The following is a 25825-nucleotide window of genomic DNA, read 5'->3' on the forward strand; positions in this document are numbered from 1 at the left end:
TGACAGTCTAAAATAAGCTTAAAATGGCTCCACCAATTGCCCCCGACACAACCACTATCCAAGGTGGAAGTTTCCAGTAAACTAGCATACTGAACAAGATTGCAGCACAAGCAAAATCGATGGGCTCAAAAACGGTACTTGTCCAAATTGGGTGATAGAATGCAGAGATTAAAATTCCGACAACTGCTGCGTTTACCCCTATTAGGGCTCCTTTAATTTTAGGATTTCGACGTAGTGAATCCCAGAATGGCAGTGTTCCTAAAATGAGCAGGAAAGCTGGTAGAAAAATGGCGATAGTTGCGATTAACCCGCCTTGCCATCCACCTATCACGGCTCCTAGATAGGCTCCAAAAGTAAAGAGTGGACCTGGAACAGCTTGTGCGGCGCCATATCCGGCTAAAAATGCTTCTTCACTAATCCACCCTGTCGGAACAAATTCACGCTCTAATAACGGTAATACAACATGCCCGCCACCAAAAACAAAAGAGCCCGAACGATAAAAGCTATCAAATATTGCAATCCATTCTAAGGAAGTTACCTCCCTTAAAACCGGCAAAACAATGAGCAAACCGAAAAACAACGACAAACAAATAACAGCAAATCTGCGAGATATCGGGAACTGTAGATTAGTAGTTTCGCTGTCCGCTTGATTCTTAAATAAAACAAATCCCAAGATTGCTGCTAGTAGAATAACTCCAACCTGTGTAAAGGCTGTTTGCCATAATAGTGTTCCAACTAACGCTAATAACGCGAGTGATTTTCTTGGTAAATCAGGGGTAAGCTTTTGCGCCATGCCCAAAATGGCATGTGCTACAACGGCGACAGCGACTAATTTCAATCCATGAATCCACCCGTCAGTGCCTACATTAAAACCTTGGAGGATTAAGGCAAAAATAATCAGAGCAATCACCGAAGGTAGAGTGAACCCTAGAAACGATACTATTCCGCCAAGTACACCTGCGCGCATGACACCAATACCGATACCCACCTGACTACTTGCAGGGCCAGGCAAAAATTGACACAATGCCACTAAATCTGCATATGTTTTTTCATCCATCCATTTTCTTCGGCGGATATATTCATCATGAAAATAGCCCAAATGGGCAACAGGCCCCCCGAAGGATGTCAGTCCTAGTCTAGCTGAGACAAGAAGAATCTCTAGTAAATTTTTCATTATGTTCTCCTTTTCATAATATTATCGGAATTATACCATTTGTAAGCAGGGTTCTACAGATAAACCCCATACAATTTACAAAACCTTTACAAAATGAAACCTTTTTGCCTGCTTAATCGTAAAACAAACTAACGAAAGGATGTGGGTGGAATGAGCAAATACTCAATCTCGGAATTTATAAGAAATACGGAACAAGAGGACAAAGGGGAAGGACTTTTTGAATTAGAGACTCCAAGAATGTTAGAGGTCAATCTAAATGGCATGGTTTGGGCTAAAGCAGGCTCGATGATCGCGTATAATGGAAAAATCAAGTATGAACGTGAAGGGATCCTTGAGCATGGACTAGGAAACTTGTTTAAGAAAGCGTTGACAGGTGAAGGGACTTCTTTAATGAAAGCGAATGGACAGGGGAAGCTGTACTTAGCAGATAGCGGGAAAAAAATCATCATCCTTCAGCTGCAGAACGAAGCAATTTACGTGAATGGAAATGATCTTCTTGCATTTGAACCATCCTTAAGGCACGAGATTAAACTAATGAAACGTGTCGCAGGTATGATGGCTGGCGGATTGTTTAATGTTCGGTGCGAGGGAAGTGGAATGCTCGCAATTACAACGCATTACGAGCCACTCACGTTGCGGGTAACGCCGGGAAAACCAGTTATAACAGACCCAAATGCCACTGTTGCATGGTCAGGAAACCTTATGCCTGAGTTCCAAACAGACATTTCATTTAAAACCTTTGTTGGACGTGGAAGCGGCGAGTCCATCCAGATGAGATTTGAAGGAGATGGCTTTGTCATCGTTCAACCATATGAAGAAGTTTATATGCAGCAGTCGAATAGTTAGCTAATAATCAGAAGCATGAGAATGATTAACTCATGCTTCTTTTATTCTTATTTAAGGTCCCCACAGAACATCGACGAGTTCACGTTTGAATAGATTTGTGTCAATGTTGCAGGTTTCTGCGTCCAGTCCATATTGCCAGCCCCAAGCAAGTGAGCCTTCTGGAGCTAATGGTTTAAATTCAGGTGCTTTTGCTTCAGCAGTGATTCCTATGCTCGGTGCAGCTGTCCAAATATAGTTTTGTTCGAGGATAGCTTTATTGCCTTTTCCAGCCTCTTGATAAGCTTTAAACAATGCTTGTTCAGGGTCAAACACTCCATAAATTCCTGATTTGTAGTTTGACGCTACAATGGTATCAAACCAGCCCTTAATAAACTCTGAATCGACTGAATAATCAGGTTCAATATCGGCAAAAATAGCGACTCCCTCAGGGATTCCTAGTTCACCAGCCAGCTTAATTGCTTCTTTTGCATGTGCCACTCCATTATCATAACCGGTCGCATCATTAAAATGGTTATAGATTGGTAGGATAAAATCTCCCTCAGCATGTATGATTTTCATTTGTTCGGCTGTAAGGCCAACCGAGATCCCATCACGTTCACCAATGTAACGGCCAAATACAACAGGGTCACCGAAGTTTTCTTTTACACATGCATAAAAATCCTTTGTTGTTTCACTTGCGGAATCAATTCCCCACACAATTTCAGGTAGATTATCACTTGGCTTTGCTTTTTCATCCTTTTTTTGATCTTGCTGTTGCTGCTTTTCTGGCTCTGCTTGTTTATCATTCTCATTATTTTTATCTTGATTATCTGGATTCTTTTCATTTGCTGGTGGCGGTTGATTCTTATCTGTATTGGCAGGAGGGGGAGTGGGTGGTGCCTCGGTGGCAGGAGTTGATGTTACAGGCTTGGTTTTGTCCTCTGTTACATAGAAATACACCGCACAGCATAATAGGAATCCGATGACAGCCGCAATGATTAGGTTAAATCCTTTTTCTGTCATTTCATCACCTCACCTTTATTCTCTTTGTATCATATGTAAGGTAAGAGTGTGCCGTGTGGGTTTGGGCTGGTGTACGCACACCAACCCATTTTAAAAAGAGACATCAGTTGTCTGCTTTTTGTATGTGATTTTTTGATGGATTTGGAGCAAATGTCTCAAACTGAGAAATACCTCGATTACGATCAGCGATAATATGAACCAAATTCCAAATGATAGGACAATATGACGGATATGTGAAATGAGGACGATATCCGTTTGAAGTCGGAATGTAAATGTATCAAACATAGCAAAGGTAAAAATTCGGCTCCACTGGGTGACATCATAAACGAGAATGCCTTGTTTAAGCCCAAGATGTTTGATGCGGATATAAAGCCTGATGACCTCAATCATTTCTACAATTATGTAAATAGCGAAGACAACAATCCAAACCGTTACGATGACGTTTGGATTCACAGTACCTGATATGATACATGCAATCCCAGAAATGGATAAAGCTCCGTGGAGGATACAGTTTGTATTATTCCAGTCGTTTTTCAGGGACCAGTTCTTTCCAATGTACCTTTTACCGATAAAATAAATCCCGACACCATAGAACAAGAAACCAAGCAGAAGCAGGCTAGTATTCAAAAAGACAGGTATTTCTGGAAAAATGGTATTTAGTATAAGTACCATAGACTGTGTGCTAACAGTGGTTAATAAGATAATCCCATGAACTTTATGATAGGTATTGGTTTTATGGATTTCGTAAAAGGCAAATAGCGAGATGACGATATAAAATAGCCATAAGCCGATGTTTACAATTGAGATAACCATGGCAGGAAGAAACCAATCGTTAAAAATGTAAAGTAAAATTCCACAAATGGAGGAAGCGGCCACCCATGTCCCAATGCCAAACCGATTAATCGGATGTTTGAGATGAAGCTCCTTAAATTTGCCTTTCCAAACAGCCATTCCTAAAGAAAATAGAAAGGAGAGCCAAAGGGTTACGTTGATCATCACTAAAATTTCACCATATACATCAAACCCAGCTGTGAAATAGTTGGAAAGGACACCTCTTGTCATAATCCCAATCGCCATAACTGCAGCCAAAGTGGAGGTTTTGACGTAAAGATTCGTATATTTTATGTAGAAAAACCCAATAAAAATGAAAAGTATCCATAACAAAAACAATATAATCACCTGTGTAATCTAATAAAGTACTAATCTATAATATCACTTTATGCCTGAAGGTAAAAATAAATCCTGAACAAAAATATAAACTTATCAGAAATTCGTTTTTCGTAAAAGTGTGGTGAAAATGAGGTAGAAAAAAACGCTAGGATTCACATGTCCTAACGTTTAGATGTGTTTTATCATTTATTTTTCGCAAGTACTTCCCGTTTCACGATGCGTTTTCGTTGATCATCATTTAGATAGGCTGTTGCAAGGGCAACTAAGAGTAATACACCTGTAACGGAGAAAAGGATTTGCGTTGGAAACAGACCTCCAAGTATACCTCCCAAAAGCGGGCCGATCATTCCACCGATTTGGTTTGCGGTTTGGTTCAAACTAAAAGCTCGGCCACGGAAATCTTCCGGTGTTGATTTGACGACCAACCCGTTTAAAGCAGGGAAGACTGCACAGAAGAAGATCCCATATACAAAACGAATAAGTGAAAAGCCCCAAATATGGGTAAAGACGATTTGCGCTAATGTTCCGATTCCAGCCCCTAAAAGTCCGATGAATAAGACGCGTTGGAAGCCAGCTTTATCTGCCCATTTTCCCCATACTGGGGCAAACAGTGCACTTGCAAGACCTGGTAAAGAAATGATAAATCCGGTTAGTAATGTAGCGTAGCTCGTATGACTTGCGATATCGGCAATGTATAACGGCAAGATCGGGTCGATGATCATCGTAGAGCAGCTGACCATGAGAGTAAGAATTAAAACTAACAAGAATGGGCGGTTGCTAACCGCAATGCGAAAGTCCTTGATTACAGAACCTTTTTCCTTGTTCGGTTTGAAATTTTCTTCTTTTACGAAAAAGATAATCAAAATTGTGGCGAAAAAAACGATGACTCCTGCACTTGCAAAGGCCCAGCGATTCCCCCAAAGTTCAGCTAAACCTCCACCTAATAATGGCCCCAAGATCATCCCGGTTGCTGCGGCTGATGAAATCATTGAAAGTGCATAACCAACTTTTTTCGTCGGTGTATTTGTACCAACAAGGGCAATCGCCCCTGGGATAAAACCACTTAGTAAACCTTGCATAAGGCGAAGACCTAAAATTTGATAAGGATTTGTAACAAATGCCATTAAAGTGTAAACGACAAAAAGGGCAAATCCTGCCCGAACAATCATTGGTTTACGTCCATATTTGTCGGCAACTCTTCCCCAAAACGGTGTCGCAAATGCACCCGCAAAAAAGGCGGCCCCGTAGATTAGTCCTGACCATAATTCAGTGTTATCGTGTACCCCAATTTCCAACAGAAAAATCGGTAAAAATGGGATAACCATCGAAAAGCCTGAAGCCGTAAAAAAGACGCCAATCCAAAGAACCCATAAATTTCGTTGCCAATTAGGCATATTTTTATCCATCTCCTAAAATATAACTTCATATTCTAATAGATTGATAATACCACAATTGAGGATTATTTTCATTAGGCGAAACTTTCGGGTATAGAAATAACCGTTTGTTTCAATTTGATTAAGATTTTTCAGTATAATTACAAACGAGTCATCATCTTTAAAAAAGCATTTACAAATCAAAGACAACGGAATAAAATACCTCCTTCCGATGCTATAATACGATAACAATAGTATGGAGGTTTTATGATGGCTACTAAGCGAGAGTATTATTTTGATAATGCTAAGTTTATTCTAATATTTCTTGTTGTCTTTGGACATTTTATCCAGCCTTTTATAGATGATCATAAAATCATCATGACAATTTACCACTTCGTTTATTCCTTCCATATGCCAGCATTCATTTTAGTTTCGGGATTTTTTGCAAAGGGATTCAAGAAGGAAGGCTATATTAAAAAGACAGCGAAAAAATTGTTGATACCATATTTAATTTTTCAGCTGCTTTATACGATTTATTATTACTACCTATATAAAGGTGAATCGTTATTATTCGAACCCTTTAATCCGCAGTGGTCACTTTGGTTTTTAATTAGTTTATTTTGTTGGAATGTAATGCTGTATGCTTATATAAAGTTACCTGTGAAATGGTCATTGGCCTTGGCGGTATTACTCGGGGTTGGGGTTGGTTATATTCCGTTCGTGGAGAATTATTTAAGTTTGTCGCGAACATTTGTCTTTTTTCCTTTGTTTTTATTAGGCTTCTATTGTAAAAAAGAACATTTTACCGCGCTGAAACGTCCGGAGGTACAAGTGGGATCAGCTATTCTGCTGTTAGTCATTTTGATTGGGTATTACTTTGTACCAGAATTCAACACGGGTTGGCTACTTGGATCAAAGTCTTATGAGACACTGTCACATGAAAATCTAGGAGGGCTTATTAGACTTGCGGTCTATGGTGTTTCAATTGTGATGACAGTCGCATTCTTTTCCCTTTTGCCGAAAAAACAATTTTTCTTTACAAGCTGGGGAACACATACATTATATGTCTACCTATTGCATGGCTTTGTAATTAAGTATTTCCGAAATAGCGATTGGCTTGATGTAATCAGCGATACCGGTAATTTTGTGATATTAATAGTCGCGTCACTGATTTTAACCTTGCTGTTATCAACCAAAACCATTCGGACGATTACCCAGCCGTTAATTGAACTTCGATTCTCAAGCCTGAAAAGACTTTTTAGAATCAAACAGGAAGGGTATTAATAGTAAGGGACTTCTCTCTTGAACCGGTCTAATCGGAATGCCAAGAGAGATGTCACTTAATTGCTTTCACCCTTTATAATTTTGAGCTCTTTTGACGAATGATTGTTCGTCCTCGATAAGGCCGCAAATACCACATTGTACTTTGATTTCTGGCCCGCGGTATGGGACATGGAACGGGTCAAGATTTTCGGTGTATTCTTCTATAACATCACCACTTTGCGGGTCCATTTTCACTGACCTTGGGACTTGTTCAATGATATTAAATCTTGAGCGATTACTTTTACAGTTAGGACATAAATAAGGACTACTCATTCCTACACCTCCTATTTTTTACTTTTTCCTGAATGAGGAAAATGTATGAGCGTATTTTTTTGAACGTACAGTAGAAATGATATAATGAAAATAAGTAAAAGGAGAAAGGAAGCGGGCATATGGAAAATACACATGAAAAAATGGAAAAAGCAACCTTTGCGGGTGGCTGCTTCTGGTGTATGGTCAAGCCGTTTGATACACAGCCAGGAATTATTGAAGTTGTTTCAGGATATACAGGTGGAATAAAGGAAAACCCGACGTATGAAGAAGTTTGTTCCGATACAACAGGTCATTACGAAGCCGTTCAAATCACATTTAACCCAGACATTTTTCCTTATGAAAAAATAGTTGAACTTTTTTGGCAGCAAATTGATCCAACAGATGCGGGAGGACAATTTTTCGATCGCGGAGACTCTTATCGTACGGCCATTTTCTACCATACGGACGAGCAGAAGAAAATTGCTGAACAATCAAAGCAAAAGCTTGCCGAAAGCGGAATTTTTTCAAAACCTATCGTTACGCCTATTCTTCCTGCAAAGGAATTTTACCGTGCGGAAGAGTACCATCAGGATTATTATAAAAAGAAACCAGAACATTATAAACGTTATCGCACAGGTTCAGGAAGAGATAAATTCATTAGGAAACATTGGGCTGCAAAGGAATTTGAAGATACGAAGAAAAATCTGACCGACATGCAGTATTATGTGACACAGGAACAGGGTACAGAGCCACCGTTTCAAAATGAGTTTTGGAACAATGCAAATGAAGGTATATATGTAGATATTGTTTCGGGCAAACCGTTATTCAGTTCATTGGATCAATATGATGCGGGATGTGGTTGGCCAAGCTTTACAAAGGCAATTGATGCGAAGGAAATTGTGGAAGAGCTTGATACATCACATGGTATGGTTCGTACTGAAGTAAGAAGTAATACGGCTGATTCACATTTAGGTCATTTATTTTATGATGGTCCCGGCCCAACTCGTATGCGTTTTTGCATTAATTCCGCAGCACTTCGTTTTATTCCGAAAGAAGATCTTGAAAAAGAAGGCTATGGGGAATATATAAAGCTTTTTAGTTAAAAAGCTTGTCTATACAACTTTTAGGAAAAAATTACTATTTTCAAAATTGTTGATTGACTATGTTTATCCGCAGTGATATGATGAAATTAACCATTTTGTTGCGTTATATAAGTTTAAAGAAAGAAAGAACGTTAATTTCGGCAATTCTTCTGAAGTTATATGTGAATTTGTTTTAGATTTATGTAAGTGTACAATGGTTAAATTTTTCAATGCACAAAGGGTTTGTGTGTTCATTTTAGGAGGCATATTTCATGCAAAATGGTAAAGTAAAATGGTTTAACAGCGAAAAAGGCTTCGGTTTCATCGAAGTACAAGGTGGAGACGATGTATTCGTACACTTCTCAGCAATCACAGGTGATGGCTTTAAAACTTTAGAAGAAGGTCAAGAAGTTTCTTTCGAAATCGTTGAAGGTAACCGTGGACCTCAAGCATCTAACGTAGTTAAATTATAATTTAACATATAAATGAGATCGGAAAACAGTCCTACTGATGTGGGGCTGTTTTTTATTGGACTTGGGTCGGAGGGATAGGTCTGTTGTACAAGTTTCGGACGACAAAAGTGGTTTCATGGTACAAGCATGGGTGGGAAAAGTCCAGATTATGTACTGCAAGGCAAGTCTCACAGTACAAACATGGTGGAAAAAATTAAGCGCATCTACCGCAAGACAGGTTTCACTGTACAAGCAAGGGTGAAAAAGGGAATGTAGCTTAAGATAGTTTTTCCTTTACCAACTCGATAAAATTTTTAGCTGGTGTTGAAAGATAATGATGCTCAAGCCAGATTATTCCTAATGAAGAATACAAATCCGCGTCTTTAATTGGAGCTGAGTAGAGAGTTCCATCCCCATACACATCCAATACTGATTTTGGTACGATGGTTGCGCCCAAACCGCCCTTAACCAATTCTATTAATACATGCATATCAGAGCACTCCGCAATACTGGAAAATTGAAGTTTTCGTTTTGAAAATGCTTCATGAATGATATTATAGCTCCCCAATCCCTCTGTACTAGGAATGATGAGAGGGATTTGTGAAATCTCTTCCAGCAAAATCATGTCCTTTTTCTTTTTACTTACAAAGACAAATGGCTCACTAATTAGATGTTCATAAATGAAGCCTCGATGTTCAAGTGGAAGTCGTACGAATGCCAGTTCGATAGCTCTACTATTTACCATTTCGCCAAGATAATAGGAATCATTTTGTACAACCTTCAAGGTTACAAGCGGATATTTTTTATGGAAGGCTCGAAGCAGATCCGAAAACCCCGAAACAGACAATGTGTTTATCCCAACAGCAAGAACACCCTTTGTTCCTTCCTCGGTTTCTTGAATTTCATTTTTAATTTCCTCCACACTGTTGACTAGATGTAATGCACGCTGATAAAGAATGTCACCTTTGTCGGTTAACTCCATTCTCTTGCCATTGCGCTCAAATAATTTAACTTTGAGCTCTTCCTCTAATTGCTTCAGCTGCATACTTAAGGGTGGCTGAGACATATGGAGACGATTAGCTGCGGCAGTTATATTCTTTTCTTCTGCGATTGCGATAAAATAGCGTAATTGCTTAATGTCCATGTTATTCTCCTTCCATACGAAAAAAGTATGGTTCCTATATGAATTATATATTTTTCATATGGTAGAAGTCCATGTTATCATTAGTTTTGTTTTCAACGGATAGAAAGGTGATTAATATGGAACGATTATTTAACTTAAAACAACATGGAACTACTATTGGAAAAGAATTTTCGGCAGGATTAATTTCATATATAACTGTAGTCTACATTATTATTGTTAATGCAACGATTCTTGCTGTGGCGGGTATCCCGATGGAGGCTGGAATTATTGCAACCATCTTAACCAGTTTTTTAGGATGTGTCATCATGGGATTATGGAGTAACACTCCCATCCTTCTTATTCCTGGAATGGGTCTTAATGCCATGTTTACTTACACGATTGTCCAATCAGGGGGATTCACGTGGCAGGAAGCGCTAGCAATGGTATTCGTTTCTGGCCTGATTTTCGTAGTGATTGCTTTCACACCGTTGGCAAAAGTGATTACTGCCTCCATCCCAAATTCGTTAAAAGAAGCGATTACGATTGGGATCGGAATTTTACTTATTTTAATCGGTTTTGACAACGCAGGGATTATCACTAGCTCTGAGCATACGTTATTGACAATAGGTGATTTAAGCAGTCCAACTGTAATCACAACTTTTATTGGATTGATCATCACGGTCATATTATTTATTAAAAATGTACCTGGTAATCTTTTACTAAGTATTATGATTACATCCGTATTATCGATATGGATGGGTGGAGCCCATTTTGAAGGAATTTCTTTGTCTACACCTAATTTTCAAGAATATTTAGGGGTGTTTGGTCAATTATCATGGGCGGAAGCAGGTAATATTGTCTTTTGGTTAACTTCTATATCATTAGCAATGGTTCTCGTTTTTGAAAATATTGGCTTGATTCATGGACATACCAACATGCTAAAACGCCCAGAAAATAGCAAAAAATCACTTCAAGCTACTGCGGTATCTGTTTTATCTTCTGGTATTTTCGGAACGAGTCCAACCGTTGCATCAGTGGAGACAGCAGCTGGTATCACAGCGGGAGGAAGAACAGGATTAACCAGTATCGTAACAGGGGTTATGTTTCTCGCTTCGATTCTTTTTATTCCAGTGATAAAAATGGTCCCAGCAAGCGCGGTTTCGCCAATTCTTATCTTAATTGGTATTCTTATGCTGCAAAATATCGTGAACATTTCCATGGATGATTTTACGGAGAGCTTTCCAGCGCTATTAATTATTGTGTTGATTCCTTTAACATATAGCATTGCAGACGGAATGGCAATTGGCTTTATTTTATACCCAGTAATGAAGCTGTTGATGGGGAAAGGGAAGGAAATCCATCCTGCACTTTATATGATTGCGATATTATTTATTAGTAATTTTGTGATTCAGTATGTGTATTAAAACAAGCAGTCCGTATACAGGGCTGCTTTTCTTAATGAAAGGATCTTCGAATAGAATTCCTTATATTTTCCGATAATGAAGAAGGTGTAACGACATCTTAAGTAGAAAGTACATAACGTAGTAAAAAATTTGTGAAAATGTAGGTGGATATCATGGGAAGATTGGTACATTTCGAAATTCATGTAGATGATATGGAGCGAGCCAAAACGTTTTATGGAGAAGTGTTTGGGTGGCAATTTCAAGATTGGACTGACTATGCGGGAATGCCTTATTTTGGAGCTGTAACTGGCGATGAAAATGAACTTGGTATAAATGGGGCATTGATGCAACGTCAGAGTCCTCCTCCAGAAACAAACCAGCCTTTAAATGGCTATGCATGTACAATGGGTGTAGAGGATTACGATTCGACGGAGCAAAAAATTATCGCAAAAGGTGGGAAGGTAGCGATGTCGAAATATGCACTTCCTGGAATGGCGTGGCAGGGTTACTATGTGGACACCGAAGGAAATATATTTGGAATTCACCAGCCGGATGAGAATGCGAAATAGTTTCCAAAAGCCTTTTTAAAGCAAGAAAGCCTTTTGTCACAGGACAAAGGCTTTTTTACTGCATTATGTATCTGTTTACCGATGCTGATCGAAAAGAATTTGATTCCCGTCTGGGTCTTCTATTATAAAATGCGCTGGTCCTTCGGTTGAATTATTAGCTTCTGTCAGCATGGTGATTCCTGTTTCTTTAAGCTGCTTTTGGATTTCTCGAATGTCCGTAAAGGTATCAAGATTTTGAGCGTTCGCATCCCATCCAGGGTTAAAGGTAAGAATGTTTTTATCGAACATCCCTTGGAATAATCCGATTACGGTATTTTCGTTTTTCATGATAAGCCAATTTTGCGAGATATCCCCACCGAAGATTTGAAAACCTAGATTTTCGTAAAATTCCTTTGATTTATGAATATCTTTTACATTTAAACTAACAGAAAATGCACCAAGTTTCATATTTTCCCCTCCATGTTATGATTTTAGTTTAACTATAAAGGAGAATAGGGAAAGCTACAATAATCTCCTTTTTATATGGGCTTTTATTTGTCAGAATGAAAGTATTACTGGTTCAAAAGCAGGGAATTTTTCGAGAGGATGATTTAACATGACATTTGATGATTCTGGTAATCATGATGCCATGTATTTAGCGGGTCTTTATACAGTACATGTGGAGCGAAATCGGGTCCGCTATGTAATGAATAGTTTTGTCTTGTCTGTGGTGACGTATGTCGCTGAGCTTAATAATGAAGCAAAGCAAGTCGCGGAACATATTGGGAAGGTACACGTGGATGTGGGAAATACTGCATGTAAGGTTCCTCTTGCGTCTGAATACATAAAAAAAGTAGAAGCAAAAAATAGAGTGGGTATGAAGCGAAAAACATGTATTTGCTGAAAGTGGACGTACACTATAACTTATAAACTGAAGGTGAAATGTTTGGAAAAAACAAGGACGATTGAACCGGTTGATCAGTATATTTTGAATCTACCAGAAGATATTCAAAACATTACTAAGGCATTAAGAAGAATGATACTGGACGCTTCCCCCAATCTGGTTGAAGAATATAAATGGTCGATGCCGAATTACACATACAACGGATTGGTATGTTATCTTCAGGCTTCTAAAAAACATGTGAATCTCGGTTTTCATAGAGGTATTGAACTCCAAGAACATGATACGGATCAATTATTGCGAGGTTCAGGTAAAGGAATGAGACATATTAGAATTAAAAAGTTGGATGACATTCAGCCGGAAGTTTTTACTGGGCTAGTTAAGGTAGCAATGGAATTAAATGAGAAATAAAAATAGGGACGGAAAACCTTCAAACACCGAAATGTGCTTGAAGGTTTCTTTTTTGAAAAGTTTTGTCTAAATAAAAATCCATTTTACTGAAACTCCTCAGCAAGAAACTTAAGCAATGCCCTTACCGCAAATGATTGGTACCTGTCTTTTTTTGTAATGACGACAAGTTCCCACATTGGCGGTGATTCAAGCGTGATCATGTTAATTTGAGTTTTATCCATTTTTGAATAGATGGATTTCGGTAATAGAGTAACCCCGAGTTGGGCAATGACAAGTTCAGCTATCAAATCCCATTGTGAACTCACATAAGCAATCGCAGGGGAAAATCCTGCTTTTTGACATTGTTGAATGATCAAATTATGCAAGGCAAATTCTTGATTAAAAAGAATAAAAGATTCATTTTCTAATTGTTCTAGTTTTATAGACTTTTCACTAGCTAATTGATGTGTACGATGCGTGAAAAGCATAAATTCTTCTTTGATAAATGGGTGGACCCTAAATTTATTGTAATCTGTGGGGTTGACGACAATCCCAACATCAACTTGCCCTTCATCTACTAAATGTTCAATCCGTTTGGCACCAAGTTCGATTAATTCTAATGAAACTTGCGCATGACCCATGCCAAATTTCCCGGCAATGGTGGGAAAGAATAGTGTTCCAATTAAGGGAGGTATCCCAATTTTAATATTTCCAGTCGGCAAGTTCATAAGGTCGTCTAATAAAGTATGAAGTTCATTTGTAGCACCCAGTATTTTAGATGCTTGCTTATATACGATTTCTCCTGCATCTGTCAGTACCAGCTTTCGGGTTGAGCGTTCAAATAATTCAACCTTGAGTTCTGACTCCAATTTTTTGATGGACTTGCTTAAGGTCGGTTGTGATATGTAGGTGTTGACCGCTGCTTTCGTAAAACTACCGTAAACTACTACTTCCATAAAATAGCGCAAATCTTTTAACTCCATTGAAGCCTCCTTTTATTCCATTTCGTAATAAAGTTTATTCTTATTATTCATTTTACCGATAAATGGGGGTATTGTAAAATTTTATTAAGAAGATATTGAAAATTGAAATTAAAGGAAATGAAGCTATTTTGTATTTCAGGAGGGGAAACAAATGAAAACAATATTTACAAGCTTTGAAGAGGCTGTAAGCGGTGTCAAAGACAGGATGACCCTGATGGTAGGAGGTTTTGGTCTCGTTGGGATTCCGGAAAATTTAATTCAAGGCCTTCGTAATACGAATGTAAAGGATTTAACGGTGATTTCAAATAACTGCGGGGTAGATGATTGGGGACTTGGTATCCTTTTACAAAATAAACAGCTTAAAAAGATGATTTCCTCTTATGTGGGTGAAAACAAGGAGTTTGAAAGACAGGTTTTGAGCGGGGAATTAGAGGTACAACTTGTCCCACAGGGTTCATTAGCGGAGAAAATACGAGCTGGAGGAGCGGGGATTCCTGCATTTTACACACCAGCGGGAGTAGGGACCCCAATCGCTGAAGGACGTGAAACGAAAGTGTTTAATGGAAAAGAATATTTACTAGAAGAAGGATTAACAGCTGATTTTAGTTTAATAAAGGCTTGGAAAGCGGATAAACTAGGAAATTTAGTTTATCGTAAAACGGCACAAAACTTTAATCCGATAATGGCGGCAGCGGGAAAATATACGATTGCAGAAGTAGAGGAAATTGTCGAGGTCGGTGAACTTGACCCTAACGAAATTCACACACCGAGCATTTATGTTCAAGGTCTTATTGTAGGTAACCATGAAAAACGAATTGAACGTTTGACAGTAAGAGATTAAGGAGGGGGTAAAAGGATGTCTAATAATGTGAGGGTGCAAATTGCACAAAGGGCAGAGCAGGAAATTCAAGACGGAAATTATGTGAATCTGGGAATTGGAATGCCAACAATGGTAGCAAATTATATTTCTGACAATAAACATGTGGTCCTTCAATCCGAAAACGGTTTATTGGGAATTGGCCCTTATCCTACAAAGGAAGAGGTAGATCCAGACCTAATCAACGCTGGTAAAGAAACAGTCACGGCAATGACAGGTGCTAGTTTTTTTAGTAGTGCCGAATCCTTTGCCATGATTCGCGGGGGCCATATCGACATTGCCATTTTAGGCGGAATGGAAGTAGCTGAGAATGGAGATTTGGCTAACTGGATGATTCCTGGGAAAATGATCAAAGGCATGGGTGGCGCAATGGATTTAGTTCATGGTGCTAAAAAGACGATTGTCATCATGGAGCATGTGAATAAGCATGGGCAACCAAAAATCCTAAAAGAATGCAGCTTACCACTAACAGGTCAAAAAGTGGTCGATCGAATCATTACGGACCGAGCTGTAATCGATGTTACAAACGATGGCTTAAAATTAGTTGAGGTGGCAAGGGGATACAGTATTGAAGATGTTGTTGAATCGACTGAAGCTGAATTGATTGTATCCGATTATGTGAAGCTAGAGGCTTATTAACATAGTTATGGGAAATCCTCCAAACGTTGGTGTTTGGAGGTTTTGTACTGTATTAAATAGAGTAGTTGGACATTTTACATTTTCTAAATAAACATCCCTGCAATTGCGGCATTTAATAAGGAAGCAAGCATTCCAGCTGCAACAGCCCGTAATCCCATTTTTGCAATATCGGGACGTCGTGAAGGCGCCATCCCACCTAATCCCCCAAGCAGAATCGCCATCGAGCTAAAATTTGCAAAACCACATAATGCAAAACTTACGACAATGACTGTTTTTTCAGAGAGTTGGTTAATTTGAGGAGCAAAGGAAGAATAGGCAACAAATTCATTTAAGACTAGTTTTTGACCAATAAAGCTTCCAGCGGTAATTGCTTCTGACCAAGGTACACCTACTGCAAATGCGAGTGGTGAAAATATGACGCCTAAGATTCCTTCAAGACTTAAAGCATCATAACCAAAAATGCTGCCAAGACCACTTAGGATCCCATTTATTAACGCAATTAGGGCAATAAATGCCAATAACATTGCCCCAACATTTAAAGCAAGTTGTAAGCCATCACTTGCGCCACGTGCTGCTGCATCGATTACATTAACAGAATCCGTATCTTTTGCCATTTCAAAGTCTTTGATTTGAGAATCCTCGGTTTGCGGTAAAATCATTTTTGCTAAAACAAGACCAGCAGGTGCTGCCATGAAACTTGCGGCTAAAAGGTATTCTAAGGGGACTCCTAGTAATGCATACCCGACGAGCACTGAACCTGCAACAGAAGCGAGTCCACCTGTCATGACGGCAAATAGTTCCGAATTCGTCATGCTTGCTAGGTAAGGGTGGATGACAAGAGGTGCTTCAGTCTGGCCAACGAAAATATTTGCAGCAGCAGACATTGATTCGGTCATCGAGGTTCCTAATAGCTTCGATAAGCCTCCTCCAATAATTTTAATGAACCATTGCATAATCCCGAGAAAATAAAGGACAGATATTAAAGAAGAAAAGAAGATAATAATGGTTAACACGTTAATAGCAAAAATGACACCAAATTCCTCTGTGTTTGAAAGAGACCCAAATAGAAAAGAAATCCCTTCATTAGCGAAATTAATGACATCCTGAACTCTCATTGAAACCCAATTAAGTCCAGCTCTTCCTGCTTCCCATTTTAAAACGATAAACGCAAAAATTAATTGAATCAGTAATCCAATAAGGATTGTACGGATATTGATATGACGTCGGTTTTGTGAAAACAATAAGGCTATCCCTAAGACAACAAAGATTCCGAAAATCCCCCAAATAATGTTCATCTAATCACCTCTATTGGTAGAATTTTCATCTTTGGATAATAATATACGATTAAAATATTTAATAGAATAGCCGGTGTTTTTCAGGGCTAACCAAATCTCGCAATGGACTATACCACTATTCCTTAGAATGAGTCTGGAAGATATATGTAAAATACATATTTTATAAGGCTATCAAAATGCTACAATACCAATATAATGAAATATCATGGAGGACAATGATGAGCAAAATGATAGAGAAATTACAGTCTTTTTTACCAGTGAAAGCTGTAGAAAGAGTTTCGGAGTTTGATGAGGAGATTTTTGACATTGTTGATTACGAAACAGAGGAAGTAATCGGAAGCTATTCCATGAATGAAAATGGGGAACTAGTGACTTTTTCGCTAATTGAAGATGTTCATGAGGGCAATCTCACTAAGGAGCAAATGGCAACAATTGTTCAGAATTTTGTCGACACCTTTTTCCCAGGGAAGAAGGAATTTGAACTTTCTGCAATCTTAGATTTAGATAATCCGTACATGATTACATATGAAAAACGGGATGAGAAATACGGTTTATTTTTACATAGTACTGGCTTTACGGTTTCCGTTTCAACTTCTGGGCAAATCACAAGTTTTCACTCAACTGATGAAGAATATGAGGTTCGATATACTGAAATTGTCGTATCGGAAGAAGAAGCATTGGAAACATACATCGAAGGACTAGACTTTGAGCTGAATATTCAACAATTTGATTCAGAAGTTTTTAAAAACGGGGATAACCAGTACCATCTTGCTTACAGTGTGATTGAGCAGATTATGGATATACCGGTTGATGGTTCAGATTCCACAAGTATCAGTGAGGAATATGCTGCTGACTTACAAATAGAAAAGCAGGAGTTTCCTGCTGAGGAATTATATGAATTAGTTAGTTTAACATCTGAATATACGCTTTTGGATTCACAGGTTGATGATAAACAGCGAATTGAAGTTTGGTCAAAGCAAGACTTAGTTGAATCATATACTTTTGATATGGAGGATGCGAGCAATCATGTTGTTAAGCTTTGTATAGAAAAAAAGACGGGGCTCCTTTTACAACTAAACAATGGAGAAGAACATGATAATAGCGGGGATGAAATAGGCATAGATAAGGCAAAGGTTCAGCTGTTAAAGCTGTTGTTCAATCAATTTCCAGATGCACATGAACGATTTAAGCTCGAAATTTTTGAATATGAAAATGATGATGTTGAAGATGAGTTGGGGGAAGACTTTGAGGATTTTGAGGACAAAGCTGACTATGAGCTTGAGGAAGATATGGATGACACAGAATTTTTGGAATTTGAAGAATGGGACGAAGAATTTGTGGAAGTTGAGGAAACCTACACCTTTTATGTTCACTTATTCCACCATGGACTGAGAATTGCAAATCATGTCTCAGTGATTCAGGTAGGGAGGTATACAGGAAAAATTATTCATTTCAATTTGAATGTTCCGTCACAGGACCAGTATGTTAACTTACCAATAAAGCCTCTTCTTTCAAAAAGTGAGGCAAAAGAAATCCTAAAGAAGTATGTGAAAATGGAAAAAATGTTCATTCGTGAATATGATGAAGACGGTAAAAGCATTTACAGCCTAGCCTATACCTCTGATTTTCCAGAGACAATAGGCAGTGTCCGTGCTATTGACGCTGTTACCGGAAAAGCGATGTATGTAGATGTGGGAGATGCAACGTTTATCAATTAAACGGGACACCGGGACAGGTCCATTGACCCAGGTTTGGATAGAACGTGTCCCTTTGATTTAAGTAATCGATTTTCCATATTATCCCTGATAGATCCTTCTAATGTTTTGGTGAATCTATGAGTAGGAGGGATTGATGTGGGAATTCGAATTATTTTACTGCTAACTTTCATATGGTGTCATTCTTCGATGATAGGAAGTGCGGAAGCACCACTGACTGCTGCATTTATTCGCGATCACCAGTTGTGGATCAAAACGGGTGAGCAAGAAATACAAATCACAAAGAATCGAAATGTCATTTCACCAAAGTGGTCATATGATGGTCGTTTTATAGCTTTTATTGATGGCGATGAAAATGGAGAAAAATCGGATTTATACATTTATGATACAAAGGAAAAGGACATCTACCAACCTTATGTCCGGGTTGTAACATCTGACTTTAAATGGTCCCCAAACAAAAATCAGTTGGCTTACACTGATCACGGGCTATTAAATGTGACAAAAATAAAGAATGGACGGCCGCAAGGATTTGAAAATGTCTCATTAGGAGTTGCTGGATTTGAATGGTTTCCAAATGGGAAAGAATTTATTGTTTCATCACAAGCCAATTTATTTCCGACAGGGTGGAGCCCAATCCCACTTTACAGAATTCCGGTAGACGCAAATCTTGCTAAGGAAAAAATGAAGCATTTTTTTACAATTCAAACGAAAGAGCCTGATTTGTTTGGAATTGATGCCGATTATTTCAAGTGGAGTTCTGATGGGAAGTGGGTTAGCTTTTTGCTAATACCAACAGCTTCTTGGTCCATGGATAGCAATACATTATGCGTTCTGTCATCAGAGGGAAAACAGTTTCAAGCAGTGGGAAAAATGTTAGGATTTAATGATTGGTTTAAATGGGCACCCTCATCTAATCAATTAGCTTATATATCAGGAGAGGGAAGATTTTTTGTAGAAAATAAGAAAATGACAATTGCTGATATCCCAATATCTAAACAGCAACAGGAATATACACCTAAAGGATTTGTTGACCTCGATCTGGAATGGTTTACTAAAGATCTGGTCATCGTGACTCGTGCGAAAGAGAACAAAGAGTGGAAAGAAGGACCTGTACCAACTATGTTCACTTCACTTTACGTGATAAATATAAGAACAGGGGAGCAAAAACAAATATCGTTTCCAGGGAAGAATGAACTTGACGTCGAGCCACAAGTCGTTGAAACTGATATTTTTTGGTTTCGAAAGAATGCAGAGGATTCTAAAGGGGATGTATGGGTAAAATATAATATAAATGGAAATGAACAAATATGGCTCAGAAAAGTTGATTCTGCTCCAACATTTTTTTCACAAAAGGAAAATTCATAAGGGAGCGCTAATGATAGCGGATAATAAAAAGGGGGTTAGTGGAAAAAACACTAACTCCCTTTTTCGTGACGCATATTAAAAATTTTTCCACCGTATGGATCCATTACCAGTATGAGGGTGACCTTTAGTTTGGATTTTAAAGTATTCATGTTCCAATTCAGATAATGATAACTCAAAAAGATGTTTCTCATCTTTTTTATAATGATTAAATGCCATTAGCTTTCGAATAAGTTCGTTTCTTCTTTTCTCAACAGTATTTTTTAATACAGCCATAATAAAACCTCTCCTTTCGAAATTGGCTATCAGAGAAAAACCATTAACCAAGATAAGAAGAGGTATTTTTCGATTCAGGTGATAACCTCGCTTATCTTTCAAGCCTAGAAGCTTGCTGGATTTAGCACAGTATTCGCAGAATCTGTTGCTGAGGTTTCACAGGGCCAGTCCCTCCACCTCTCTTGATAAGATTTTATATTATATTCAGTTTAACATTATTATTCCGATGTGTCTACTAAGATTTATGCCGATATCAAAAATGTAATGAATCCGTCATAATTTTATTAAAATCTAATGCTTGGGCAGATTGGACCCAAGCATTTATATTTCGAACAAAATGTAATCGATTAGTGATTTTGTCATATGTTTTGACCTTTTAAATTTACTTTTGATGATCATTTTCAAGTGCAGCAGCAGTACTTTTTACCTGCTTTTTTGAACCCTTTTGGCTATTCTTGATATGACCTTTTGCATCTACTTTTGAATCTCGCAGCATTTGAACAACCTCCATTTAGATTTCTTTCCACTTATTTTTCCAAACGAAGTTGATATTATTCCAGTAGAGGGGGAGCTTATTGTGAAACAAGTGGGATTAAAACTTGTCCTACTATTTTTGCAAATTATAGAGGAATCCCGAAGTTTTTGTCGAAATATTGCATTGTATCATTACCATTGCTCTCATTGAATTCGAATCAGACGCTCTAAACATCTATTTACCTCATCCGTTTTGCCCACAATAATCTGCTGCTTTTTAAACAACGTATTTAAAAATCCGTTTATCATTATTTATGAATCCAACAAAATTAAATTCAGGAGTGATATTTTGAAACAAACCCATGAAGGATTAATAGAATCCAAGAATATTATCAACGCTTTAGCAAATGGAACAAATCCAATCACTGGTGAAAAAATTAGTGAAGATAGCTTCTTACATGACCCCAGAATGATTCGACCGTTATTTTTCCTATCCCAGTACTTAGAACGTACACCAACATCCCCAACTAAGAAAAAGAAACCCAAAAAATTTACAATAACACCAGTTGAAAAAAATGGTATCGTGTTGCCTAGCGGAAAAATAGGTATTAATGTATTTGCCAAAGCAGTAAATGAAGTAATTGATGAAAATAAAAGTAAGAAATTAAATGGCACAGTCATTAATAGAAGATTAAAGGCTCTTGGGATTTTAAGTGAGGAAACAACTGACAAAGGGAACACGAGCACAATTACGAATGACCAATCGGAGGGGTATGGAATCGAGTTTGTGATAAGACAGTATAACAGTAGGGAATACAAACAAATTGTTTATAATGAGGTTGGTAAACAGCTTTTACTAGATAATTTAGAGAGAATCATGAAATGAAAGGATTCTCCGTAAATATCGTGCTTTAATATGCAGTAAGAAATATTATTTAAAAAAGTGGCACGAGTAATCGCCCACTTTTTACCTGAATAGAATTGTAAGACTCAGTCCTGTTTTTGTTCTTGCTTTTTCAAATCGAACATCCCTGATGAAATATCATTTAGTTTATTGAGGAAGCGATTAAATCCAAACCCAACGAAGAAGGCGACACTGACCTGGGCATATGGACCTTCAAGATTATCCGTGAAATCAATCATTAAAATGCCGCTTTGGATTAAATTGACAGCGATAACAGCCGTTCCAGTTGCAAATAACGGAAAGAAAATATACATGATCCAGTGACGTGGATCAATGAATTTATCGTTCATATAGTGGGAGCAAAACATATAAAGATGCCTGAGTGATCCGCCGATGGCGCCGGCAAGAAAATAGTACAAAAAGGGTTCAATTTCCGATAATTTGGGATATGTTTCTTCAAACAAACCAATCCACAATGCTCCAACAGCTAAAAAACTCCCAAAAAATATAACGGATAGGTATACCAGAATCAGAATCTTTACCCATCTTTTCATAAGAACACCTCATTTACATCATTTTATGAGTGTTAAGGGCTAATGGTGCATGGATTTGTGGGTGCTGTGTTCATCTGTGCGTTTGCATTTTTTGAATATTTACAATAGTTGATGTATAGTAAAAGATGATTATTTTTGGTGAGGTCTTTTTTGCTAAGGAGATGTTTGTTTGAATACAGGAAAAATAGCGAAGCAATTGAATCATCTTATTTTTTCGTTACTACTGTCAGGTTTTAAGAAATGTAAGCCGGATTGGTATAAGCCTTTACGTGAGCAACCACGCTTTTCCCTTTGGGTGATCACAAAAGGAAGCGGGGAAGTCACGATAGACGGTACGAATCATAAATTAAAAGCAGGAAAAGTCGTTTTTTTCAACCAGGTATGCTTTGTGAAAAAAAGACATCTTCATCAGACCCGCTTGAGTTTTATTTTATTCGTTTTACATATGCAGTGGCTTATGAAGAAAAAGAAAGGTGGCATTTTGACTCACATAAAAACATAGGTTTTCCATTATATGGCGTGTATTCGATTACAAATACAGGTAGTTTTATTCATGTTTTGGACCAAATTCATCAACTTTCTAAACGCAGAGGTCCAACCGTAGCGATGCATCGAAAATTACATTTTCAAGAATTATTATTACTGTTCCTTCAAGATTTTCGATCGCAGAAGATTGCAGGAAGTTCTACAATGGCCATCGATTCAACTATTGATTATATGGTGAATCATTATCATGAACACATGACATTATCTGATTTAGCAAAAATGGCTGGACTGAGTACAAGTCATTACGCACGGCTTTTTAAAGAATATGTTGGGTATAGCCCAATTGATTATTTAACCCATGTTCGGATTGACCGAGCAAAGGAATTATTGGCGATTTCCGATTTTCGGATTAAAGAAATCAGCCAAAGCGTTGGTTATCAGGATGATTTTTATCATAAAATGAAATTTGCATTTGTGACAGATGCCTCATAATTGTTTCCCGAATATCATAGATAACGGATTGCCCGGTAAACTGCAAGGTATTATTTTGAAAGTATGTAAAAACAGAAGAACCTATGATTAACACAAAATAAAGTATGCCAAGCCAAATCAAACCGGTGTAATCCTGACTTCGGAATAATTGCTCTGTATCTCCTTTTAGAGATGTGACTGGGTACAGGTTGTCATTGATGGAAATGTGATTGTTTGAAATCTGCAAAGCATCTGGATTTTTTATACTTGTATTCCACCCATGGATGAGATAATTTGTACCTTCAATTGACACAATCCTTGCTTTTTGAAAATTTCCGGGCATTTCAGTTTTCGCTTCGTTTAGACGAAAATAAGTGTGATCCTTGAAGGTTGTAACTTCTTTCCCTTTAACACCTCGTTCTTCTAATGTATGTAATGCTTGATCTTTTTCGGATTGATTGACATAAACCATAGGCGCATAGATTCCATTGATATGTTGATCAATTGCCACTTTAATAATATAGGGCTGTGCTAGACCTGCCATAACAATAAATGCTGTCAGGAGGAGAGAGAATAAAAATAGCTTCCAGTATGGCTTTGCAAAGGCCAGAATGTTCGAAAGTAATTGTTTATCACTATATTTCTTTCTTTGGTATGCCTCGTTTGCATTTGCGTTCATATTCAATCCCTCCTCTTAATCGCGAACTTTTTTCCTTGTGAATCGATTGGCTGTTGTACATGGAGTCCTGTTAACTGCTGAGTGTACATTTTTTTATAGAAACCTTCTTTTGTTAAAAGGGACTCATGTGTACCATGTTCAATGATTTTACCTTTATCAAGAACGATGATTTGGTCTGCGTGTTGAATCGTGGAAATTCGATGGCTAATAATGATCGTTGTGCTACCTTTCATTTTTGTTTTCATTGTGTGTAAAATATTCTTTTCGGTTTTTGAGTCAACAGCAGAAAGGCTATCATCAAAAATCATAATCGGCGCTTCTTTAACCAAGGCCCGTGCAATGCTTACCCGTTGACGTTGTCCACCGGATAAAGACAATCCACGTTCACCTAATTTGGTTTCAAACCCCTGTGGTAATTCAATAATATCCTGATAAACATGGGATTGCTTCGCAGCATTTTCTATTTGTTGGTCAGCATACCCCTTTGGATCAAAACCGATATTTTCGCTAATCGTAGTTGAAAATAGAAAATGATCTTGTGGTACAAATCCAATGGATTTTCTTAATACTTTAAGTGGAATATCCCGAATATCGGTATGATCGATAAAGATGGTGTTACGAGCCGGATTGTAGATTCGTAGAAGCAAATTAACAAATGTTGATTTACCACTTCCGATTTTCCCCACAATACCCAATGTTGATCCTTTTGGTATGTGTAAATTAATATTTGAAAGTGCCTGACCTTGCTTATTTGTATATGAAAAATTCAGGCTGCTAATCTTAATTTCACCTTTTATGGTCGGTATGTCTACAACGCCTTCTTCATCTTGTATAGTTGGTTTTGTAGTAAGGACCTGTCTGAGTCTTATATCAGCGGCAGTTCCTTGTTGAAGCAGATTAATTATCTTCCCTAAGTTTTCAATAGGACCTATTATGAGTGACAAATACGTATTAAAAGCAACAAATTCACCTAGAGAAATAGTATCTTACATTACTAAAATAGAACCAAACACAATTGAGGTAAGATAACTTAACCCAATGATACCTTGGCTAAGTGAATTAAAAAGAGAGTTTGATCGAATTAATTGTTGGTTTGCCTCTACATTGGTTTGATTGTCTTTTTCAAATTTCTTTTGTTCGGCATTTTCTTGGACATAGGTTTTAATAATCCTAATCCCGGAACAAAACTCTTGAACACGGCTTGTTAATGCGCCAATTGCCTCTTGTACATGATTAGAGTGACTTCTTATCGTGATCCTAAACCGATAGGCCAAGTAAGTTAAAGCTGGAAGGGGTAAAAGGACGAATAAGGTTAAGTAAAGATCGATTGTTGTTGCCATCATCAGAACAGTGACAGTAATGAGAACAATGGCTTCAAGTGTTTGGAACACACCTTGCATACCAATTTGTCTTAAAATATTTACATCATTGACAGCATGTGCCATCAAGTTCCCTATTCTTTGTTGTTGATAATACTCTGTTTGGAGGGTTTCCCAATGAGCAAATAACCGCTTGCGAATATTTCGTTCTAATAATCTTGATAAACGAAAAAGATAAATTCTGCCTGTTGACCTAAACACAAAGACTCCAAACCCGACTACAACCATCCAAAAAGCAATGGTGAACAGTTCTCGCCTACTTATCGAAAATAATTGTATTCCATCTGTAAAAATTTCTAACAACATCGGCACAATAAGTTGAAGCACTAGCGAAATCGTTAACAAAATGGAACCGATCAAATATCCCCATTTGTATTGAAACAGATGCTCACGAAAAATGGACTTACCATTCAATTCATCACCTTCTAAAAAATGTCGTAAGGTAAGATTACCGTATAACTCACATTCGTAACATGGATTTCCGTATCAACTTACATGGATTATCTTGCTATGGACGCGTTCCGGAAAAGCTCGGATCAAGGTGAGGTTTAATAAGTAGTTAATTGAAATGAAACCGAAAAATAGTTGTTGAAGGTCAGTATTTAAGGTTAGACAACAAAAATTCAAGAAGCAGTTAAGATAAAACGGAGTCTAAAAGCGTAACTTTTTAAGGTTTGATTCGTATGTAATGG

28 protein-coding genes, 2 pseudogenes and 1 riboswitch are annotated in these 25825 nt (G+C 37.8%); of the genes and pseudogenes, 16 read left to right on the forward strand and 14 right to left on the reverse strand.

Features of this window, described 5'->3' with window-relative positions; translation table 11 throughout:
- Window positions 1-7: 7 nt before the first annotated feature.
- Complete coding sequence (locus LKW28_RS09150; protein ID WP_229140064.1) at window positions 8-1174, reverse strand: chromate transporter; 1167 nt, start codon at window positions 1172-1174, stop codon at window positions 8-10.
- 150 nt (window positions 1175-1324) lie between these two features.
- Here LKW28_RS09150 and LKW28_RS09155 point away from each other — a divergent pair, with 150 nt between their 5' ends.
- Entirely contained in the window at window positions 1325-2020 is a 696-nt protein-coding gene (locus tag LKW28_RS09155; RefSeq protein WP_229140065.1) for an AIM24 family protein, read from the forward strand.
- Between the two features lie 51 nt (window positions 2021-2071).
- Here the strand turns inward: LKW28_RS09155 and LKW28_RS09160 are convergent, their stop codons facing one another.
- The 3 genes from LKW28_RS09160 to LKW28_RS09170 form a co-directional block, all read right to left on the reverse strand.
- Window positions 2072-3022, reverse strand: coding sequence for a glycoside hydrolase domain-containing protein (locus tag LKW28_RS09160; RefSeq protein WP_229140066.1), 951 nt, complete (start codon window positions 3020-3022; stop codon window positions 2072-2074).
- Window positions 3023-3112: 90 nt separating this feature from the next.
- Window positions 3113-4186 (reverse strand): hypothetical protein, encoded by a 1074-nt coding sequence (locus LKW28_RS09165; RefSeq protein ID WP_229140067.1) that lies wholly within the window; start codon window positions 4184-4186, stop codon window positions 3113-3115.
- A gap of 188 nt (window positions 4187-4374) precedes the next feature.
- The gene (locus LKW28_RS09170; protein ID WP_229140068.1) at window positions 4375-5586 is read right to left on the reverse strand and encodes an MFS transporter; all 1212 of its coding nucleotides are present in this window, start codon (window positions 5584-5586) and stop codon (window positions 4375-4377) included.
- 249 nt (window positions 5587-5835) lie between these two features.
- Between LKW28_RS09170 and LKW28_RS09175 the strand changes: the two genes are divergently transcribed.
- Complete coding sequence (locus tag LKW28_RS09175) at window positions 5836-6849, forward strand: acyltransferase family protein (protein WP_229140069.1); 1014 nt, start codon at window positions 5836-5838, stop codon at window positions 6847-6849.
- A gap of 66 nt (window positions 6850-6915) precedes the next feature.
- Here LKW28_RS09175 and LKW28_RS09180 read toward each other — a convergent pair whose 3' ends face one another.
- Window positions 6916-7161 carry a DNA alkylation repair protein gene (locus LKW28_RS09180; protein ID WP_229140070.1) on the reverse strand — a complete coding sequence of 82 codons (246 nt, stop codon included), beginning with the start codon at window positions 7159-7161 and terminating at the stop codon, window positions 6916-6918.
- A gap of 119 nt (window positions 7162-7280) precedes the next feature.
- Between LKW28_RS09180 and msrA the strand changes: the two are divergent.
- The 3 genes and pseudogenes from msrA to cspD form a co-directional block, all read left to right on the forward strand.
- A pseudogene (msrA, locus tag LKW28_RS09185) lies at window positions 7281-7820 on the forward strand (peptide-methionine (S)-S-oxide reductase MsrA); the annotation flags it as partial.
- Window positions 7797-8243: a peptide-methionine (R)-S-oxide reductase MsrB gene (gene msrB, locus LKW28_RS09190; RefSeq protein WP_324255029.1), complete on the forward strand. Its 447-nt coding sequence runs from the start codon at window positions 7797-7799 to the stop codon at window positions 8241-8243. The pseudogene msrA and the gene msrB, both read left to right, overlap by 24 nt.
- Window positions 8244-8494: 251 nt before the next feature.
- The gene (cspD, locus tag LKW28_RS09195; RefSeq protein ID WP_229140071.1) at window positions 8495-8695 is read left to right on the forward strand and encodes a cold-shock protein CspD; all 201 of its coding nucleotides are present in this window, start codon (window positions 8495-8497) and stop codon (window positions 8693-8695) included.
- Window positions 8696-8951: 256 nt separating this feature from the next.
- On the opposite strand, the gene LKW28_RS09200 is transcribed toward cspD, so the two are convergent.
- Window positions 8952-9818 (reverse strand): LysR family transcriptional regulator, encoded by an 867-nt coding sequence (locus LKW28_RS09200; protein WP_229140072.1) that lies wholly within the window; start codon window positions 9816-9818, stop codon window positions 8952-8954.
- 116 nt (window positions 9819-9934) lie between these two features.
- Between LKW28_RS09200 and LKW28_RS09205 the strand changes: the two genes are divergently transcribed.
- Complete coding sequence (locus LKW28_RS09205; protein ID WP_229140073.1) at window positions 9935-11221, forward strand: NCS2 family permease; 1287 nt, start codon at window positions 9935-9937, stop codon at window positions 11219-11221.
- A 152-nt stretch (window positions 11222-11373) separates the two neighbouring features.
- The gene (locus tag LKW28_RS09210) at window positions 11374-11769 is read left to right on the forward strand and encodes a VOC family protein (protein ID WP_229140074.1); all 396 of its coding nucleotides are present in this window, start codon (window positions 11374-11376) and stop codon (window positions 11767-11769) included.
- A gap of 75 nt (window positions 11770-11844) precedes the next feature.
- Here the strand turns inward: LKW28_RS09210 and LKW28_RS09215 are convergent, their stop codons facing one another.
- A complete protein-coding gene (locus LKW28_RS09215) occupies window positions 11845-12216 on the reverse strand; it encodes a VOC family protein (protein WP_229140075.1) in 372 nt (123 codons plus the stop codon).
- 202 nt (window positions 12217-12418) lie between these two features.
- Here LKW28_RS09215 and LKW28_RS09220 point away from each other — a divergent pair.
- Window positions 12419-12652: pseudogene (locus tag LKW28_RS09220) on the forward strand (DNA alkylation repair protein); the annotation flags it as partial.
- Between the two features lie 42 nt (window positions 12653-12694).
- Window positions 12695-13060, forward strand: a complete 366-nt coding sequence (locus tag LKW28_RS09225; protein WP_267497958.1) for a DUF1801 domain-containing protein — start codon at window positions 12695-12697, stop codon at window positions 13058-13060.
- 83 nt (window positions 13061-13143) lie between these two features.
- Here the strand turns inward: LKW28_RS09225 and LKW28_RS09230 are convergent, their stop codons facing one another.
- The gene (locus LKW28_RS09230; protein ID WP_229140077.1) at window positions 13144-14022 is read right to left on the reverse strand and encodes a LysR family transcriptional regulator; all 879 of its coding nucleotides are present in this window, start codon (window positions 14020-14022) and stop codon (window positions 13144-13146) included.
- Window positions 14023-14173: 151 nt separating this feature from the next.
- Between LKW28_RS09230 and LKW28_RS09235 the strand changes: the two genes are divergently transcribed.
- A complete protein-coding gene (locus LKW28_RS09235) occupies window positions 14174-14863 on the forward strand; it encodes a CoA transferase subunit A (protein WP_229140078.1) in 690 nt (229 codons plus the stop codon).
- Between the two features lie 15 nt (window positions 14864-14878).
- Window positions 14879-15538 (forward strand): CoA transferase subunit B, encoded by a 660-nt coding sequence (locus tag LKW28_RS09240; RefSeq protein ID WP_229140079.1) that lies wholly within the window; start codon window positions 14879-14881, stop codon window positions 15536-15538.
- A gap of 83 nt (window positions 15539-15621) precedes the next feature.
- Here the strand turns inward: LKW28_RS09240 and LKW28_RS09245 are convergent, their stop codons facing one another.
- Complete coding sequence (locus tag LKW28_RS09245) at window positions 15622-16833, reverse strand: NupC/NupG family nucleoside CNT transporter (protein WP_229140080.1); 1212 nt, start codon at window positions 16831-16833, stop codon at window positions 15622-15624.
- A 218-nt stretch (window positions 16834-17051) separates the two neighbouring features.
- On the opposite strand from LKW28_RS09245, the gene LKW28_RS09250 reads away from it, so the two are divergent.
- Both LKW28_RS09250 and LKW28_RS09255 read left to right on the forward strand, forming a co-directional pair.
- Window positions 17052-18551: a YcdB/YcdC domain-containing protein gene (locus LKW28_RS09250; RefSeq protein WP_229140081.1), complete on the forward strand. Its 1500-nt coding sequence runs from the start codon at window positions 17052-17054 to the stop codon at window positions 18549-18551.
- A 135-nt stretch (window positions 18552-18686) separates the two neighbouring features.
- Window positions 18687-19913, forward strand: coding sequence for a TolB family protein (locus LKW28_RS09255; RefSeq protein ID WP_420708851.1), 1227 nt, complete (start codon window positions 18687-18689; stop codon window positions 19911-19913).
- 75 nt (window positions 19914-19988) lie between these two features.
- Here the strand turns inward: LKW28_RS09255 and LKW28_RS09260 are convergent, their stop codons facing one another.
- Window positions 19989-20186 carry a Fur-regulated basic protein FbpA gene (locus tag LKW28_RS09260; RefSeq protein WP_229140082.1) on the reverse strand — a complete coding sequence of 66 codons (198 nt, stop codon included), beginning with the start codon at window positions 20184-20186 and terminating at the stop codon, window positions 19989-19991.
- Window positions 20187-20274: 88 nt separating this feature from the next.
- Window positions 20275-20378: riboswitch (SAM riboswitch) on the reverse strand.
- A 631-nt stretch (window positions 20379-21009) separates the two neighbouring features.
- Between LKW28_RS09260 and LKW28_RS09265 the strand changes: the two genes are divergently transcribed.
- Window positions 21010-21546 carry a hypothetical protein gene (locus tag LKW28_RS09265; protein ID WP_229140083.1) on the forward strand — a complete coding sequence of 179 codons (537 nt, stop codon included), beginning with the start codon at window positions 21010-21012 and terminating at the stop codon, window positions 21544-21546.
- A gap of 104 nt (window positions 21547-21650) precedes the next feature.
- Here LKW28_RS09265 and LKW28_RS09270 read toward each other — a convergent pair whose 3' ends face one another.
- Window positions 21651-22118 carry a hypothetical protein gene (locus LKW28_RS09270; protein WP_229140084.1) on the reverse strand — a complete coding sequence of 156 codons (468 nt, stop codon included), beginning with the start codon at window positions 22116-22118 and terminating at the stop codon, window positions 21651-21653.
- 169 nt (window positions 22119-22287) lie between these two features.
- On the opposite strand from LKW28_RS09270, the gene LKW28_RS09275 reads away from it, so the two are divergent.
- Window positions 22288-22620 carry an AraC family ligand binding domain-containing protein gene (locus LKW28_RS09275; RefSeq protein ID WP_229140085.1) on the forward strand — a complete coding sequence of 111 codons (333 nt, stop codon included), beginning with the start codon at window positions 22288-22290 and terminating at the stop codon, window positions 22618-22620.
- A 56-nt stretch (window positions 22621-22676) separates the two neighbouring features.
- Window positions 22677-23096, forward strand: a complete 420-nt coding sequence (locus LKW28_RS09280) for a helix-turn-helix domain-containing protein (RefSeq protein ID WP_229140086.1) — start codon at window positions 22677-22679, stop codon at window positions 23094-23096.
- On the opposite strand, the gene LKW28_RS09285 is transcribed toward LKW28_RS09280, so the two are convergent.
- Genes LKW28_RS09285 through LKW28_RS09295 form a run of 3 tightly spaced genes read right to left on the reverse strand, consistent with a single transcriptional unit; the run spans window position 23023 to window position 25547 of the window.
- Complete coding sequence (locus LKW28_RS09285) at window positions 23023-23754, reverse strand: ABC transporter transmembrane domain-containing protein (protein ID WP_229140087.1); 732 nt, start codon at window positions 23752-23754, stop codon at window positions 23023-23025. The genes LKW28_RS09280 and LKW28_RS09285 overlap by 74 nt on opposite strands.
- A gap of 2 nt (window positions 23755-23756) precedes the next feature.
- Window positions 23757-24698: an ABC transporter ATP-binding protein gene (locus LKW28_RS09290; RefSeq protein WP_229140088.1), complete on the reverse strand. Its 942-nt coding sequence runs from the start codon at window positions 24696-24698 to the stop codon at window positions 23757-23759.
- 42 nt (window positions 24699-24740) lie between these two features.
- Window positions 24741-25547, reverse strand: coding sequence for an ABC transporter transmembrane domain-containing protein (locus tag LKW28_RS09295; protein ID WP_229140089.1), 807 nt, complete (start codon window positions 25545-25547; stop codon window positions 24741-24743).
- Window positions 25548-25825: the final 278 nt, after the last annotated feature.

This window comes from Bacillus sp. REN16, assembly GCF_020731355.1.
Lineage (GTDB): Bacteria > Bacillota > Bacilli > Bacillales > Bacillaceae_L > Ferdinandcohnia.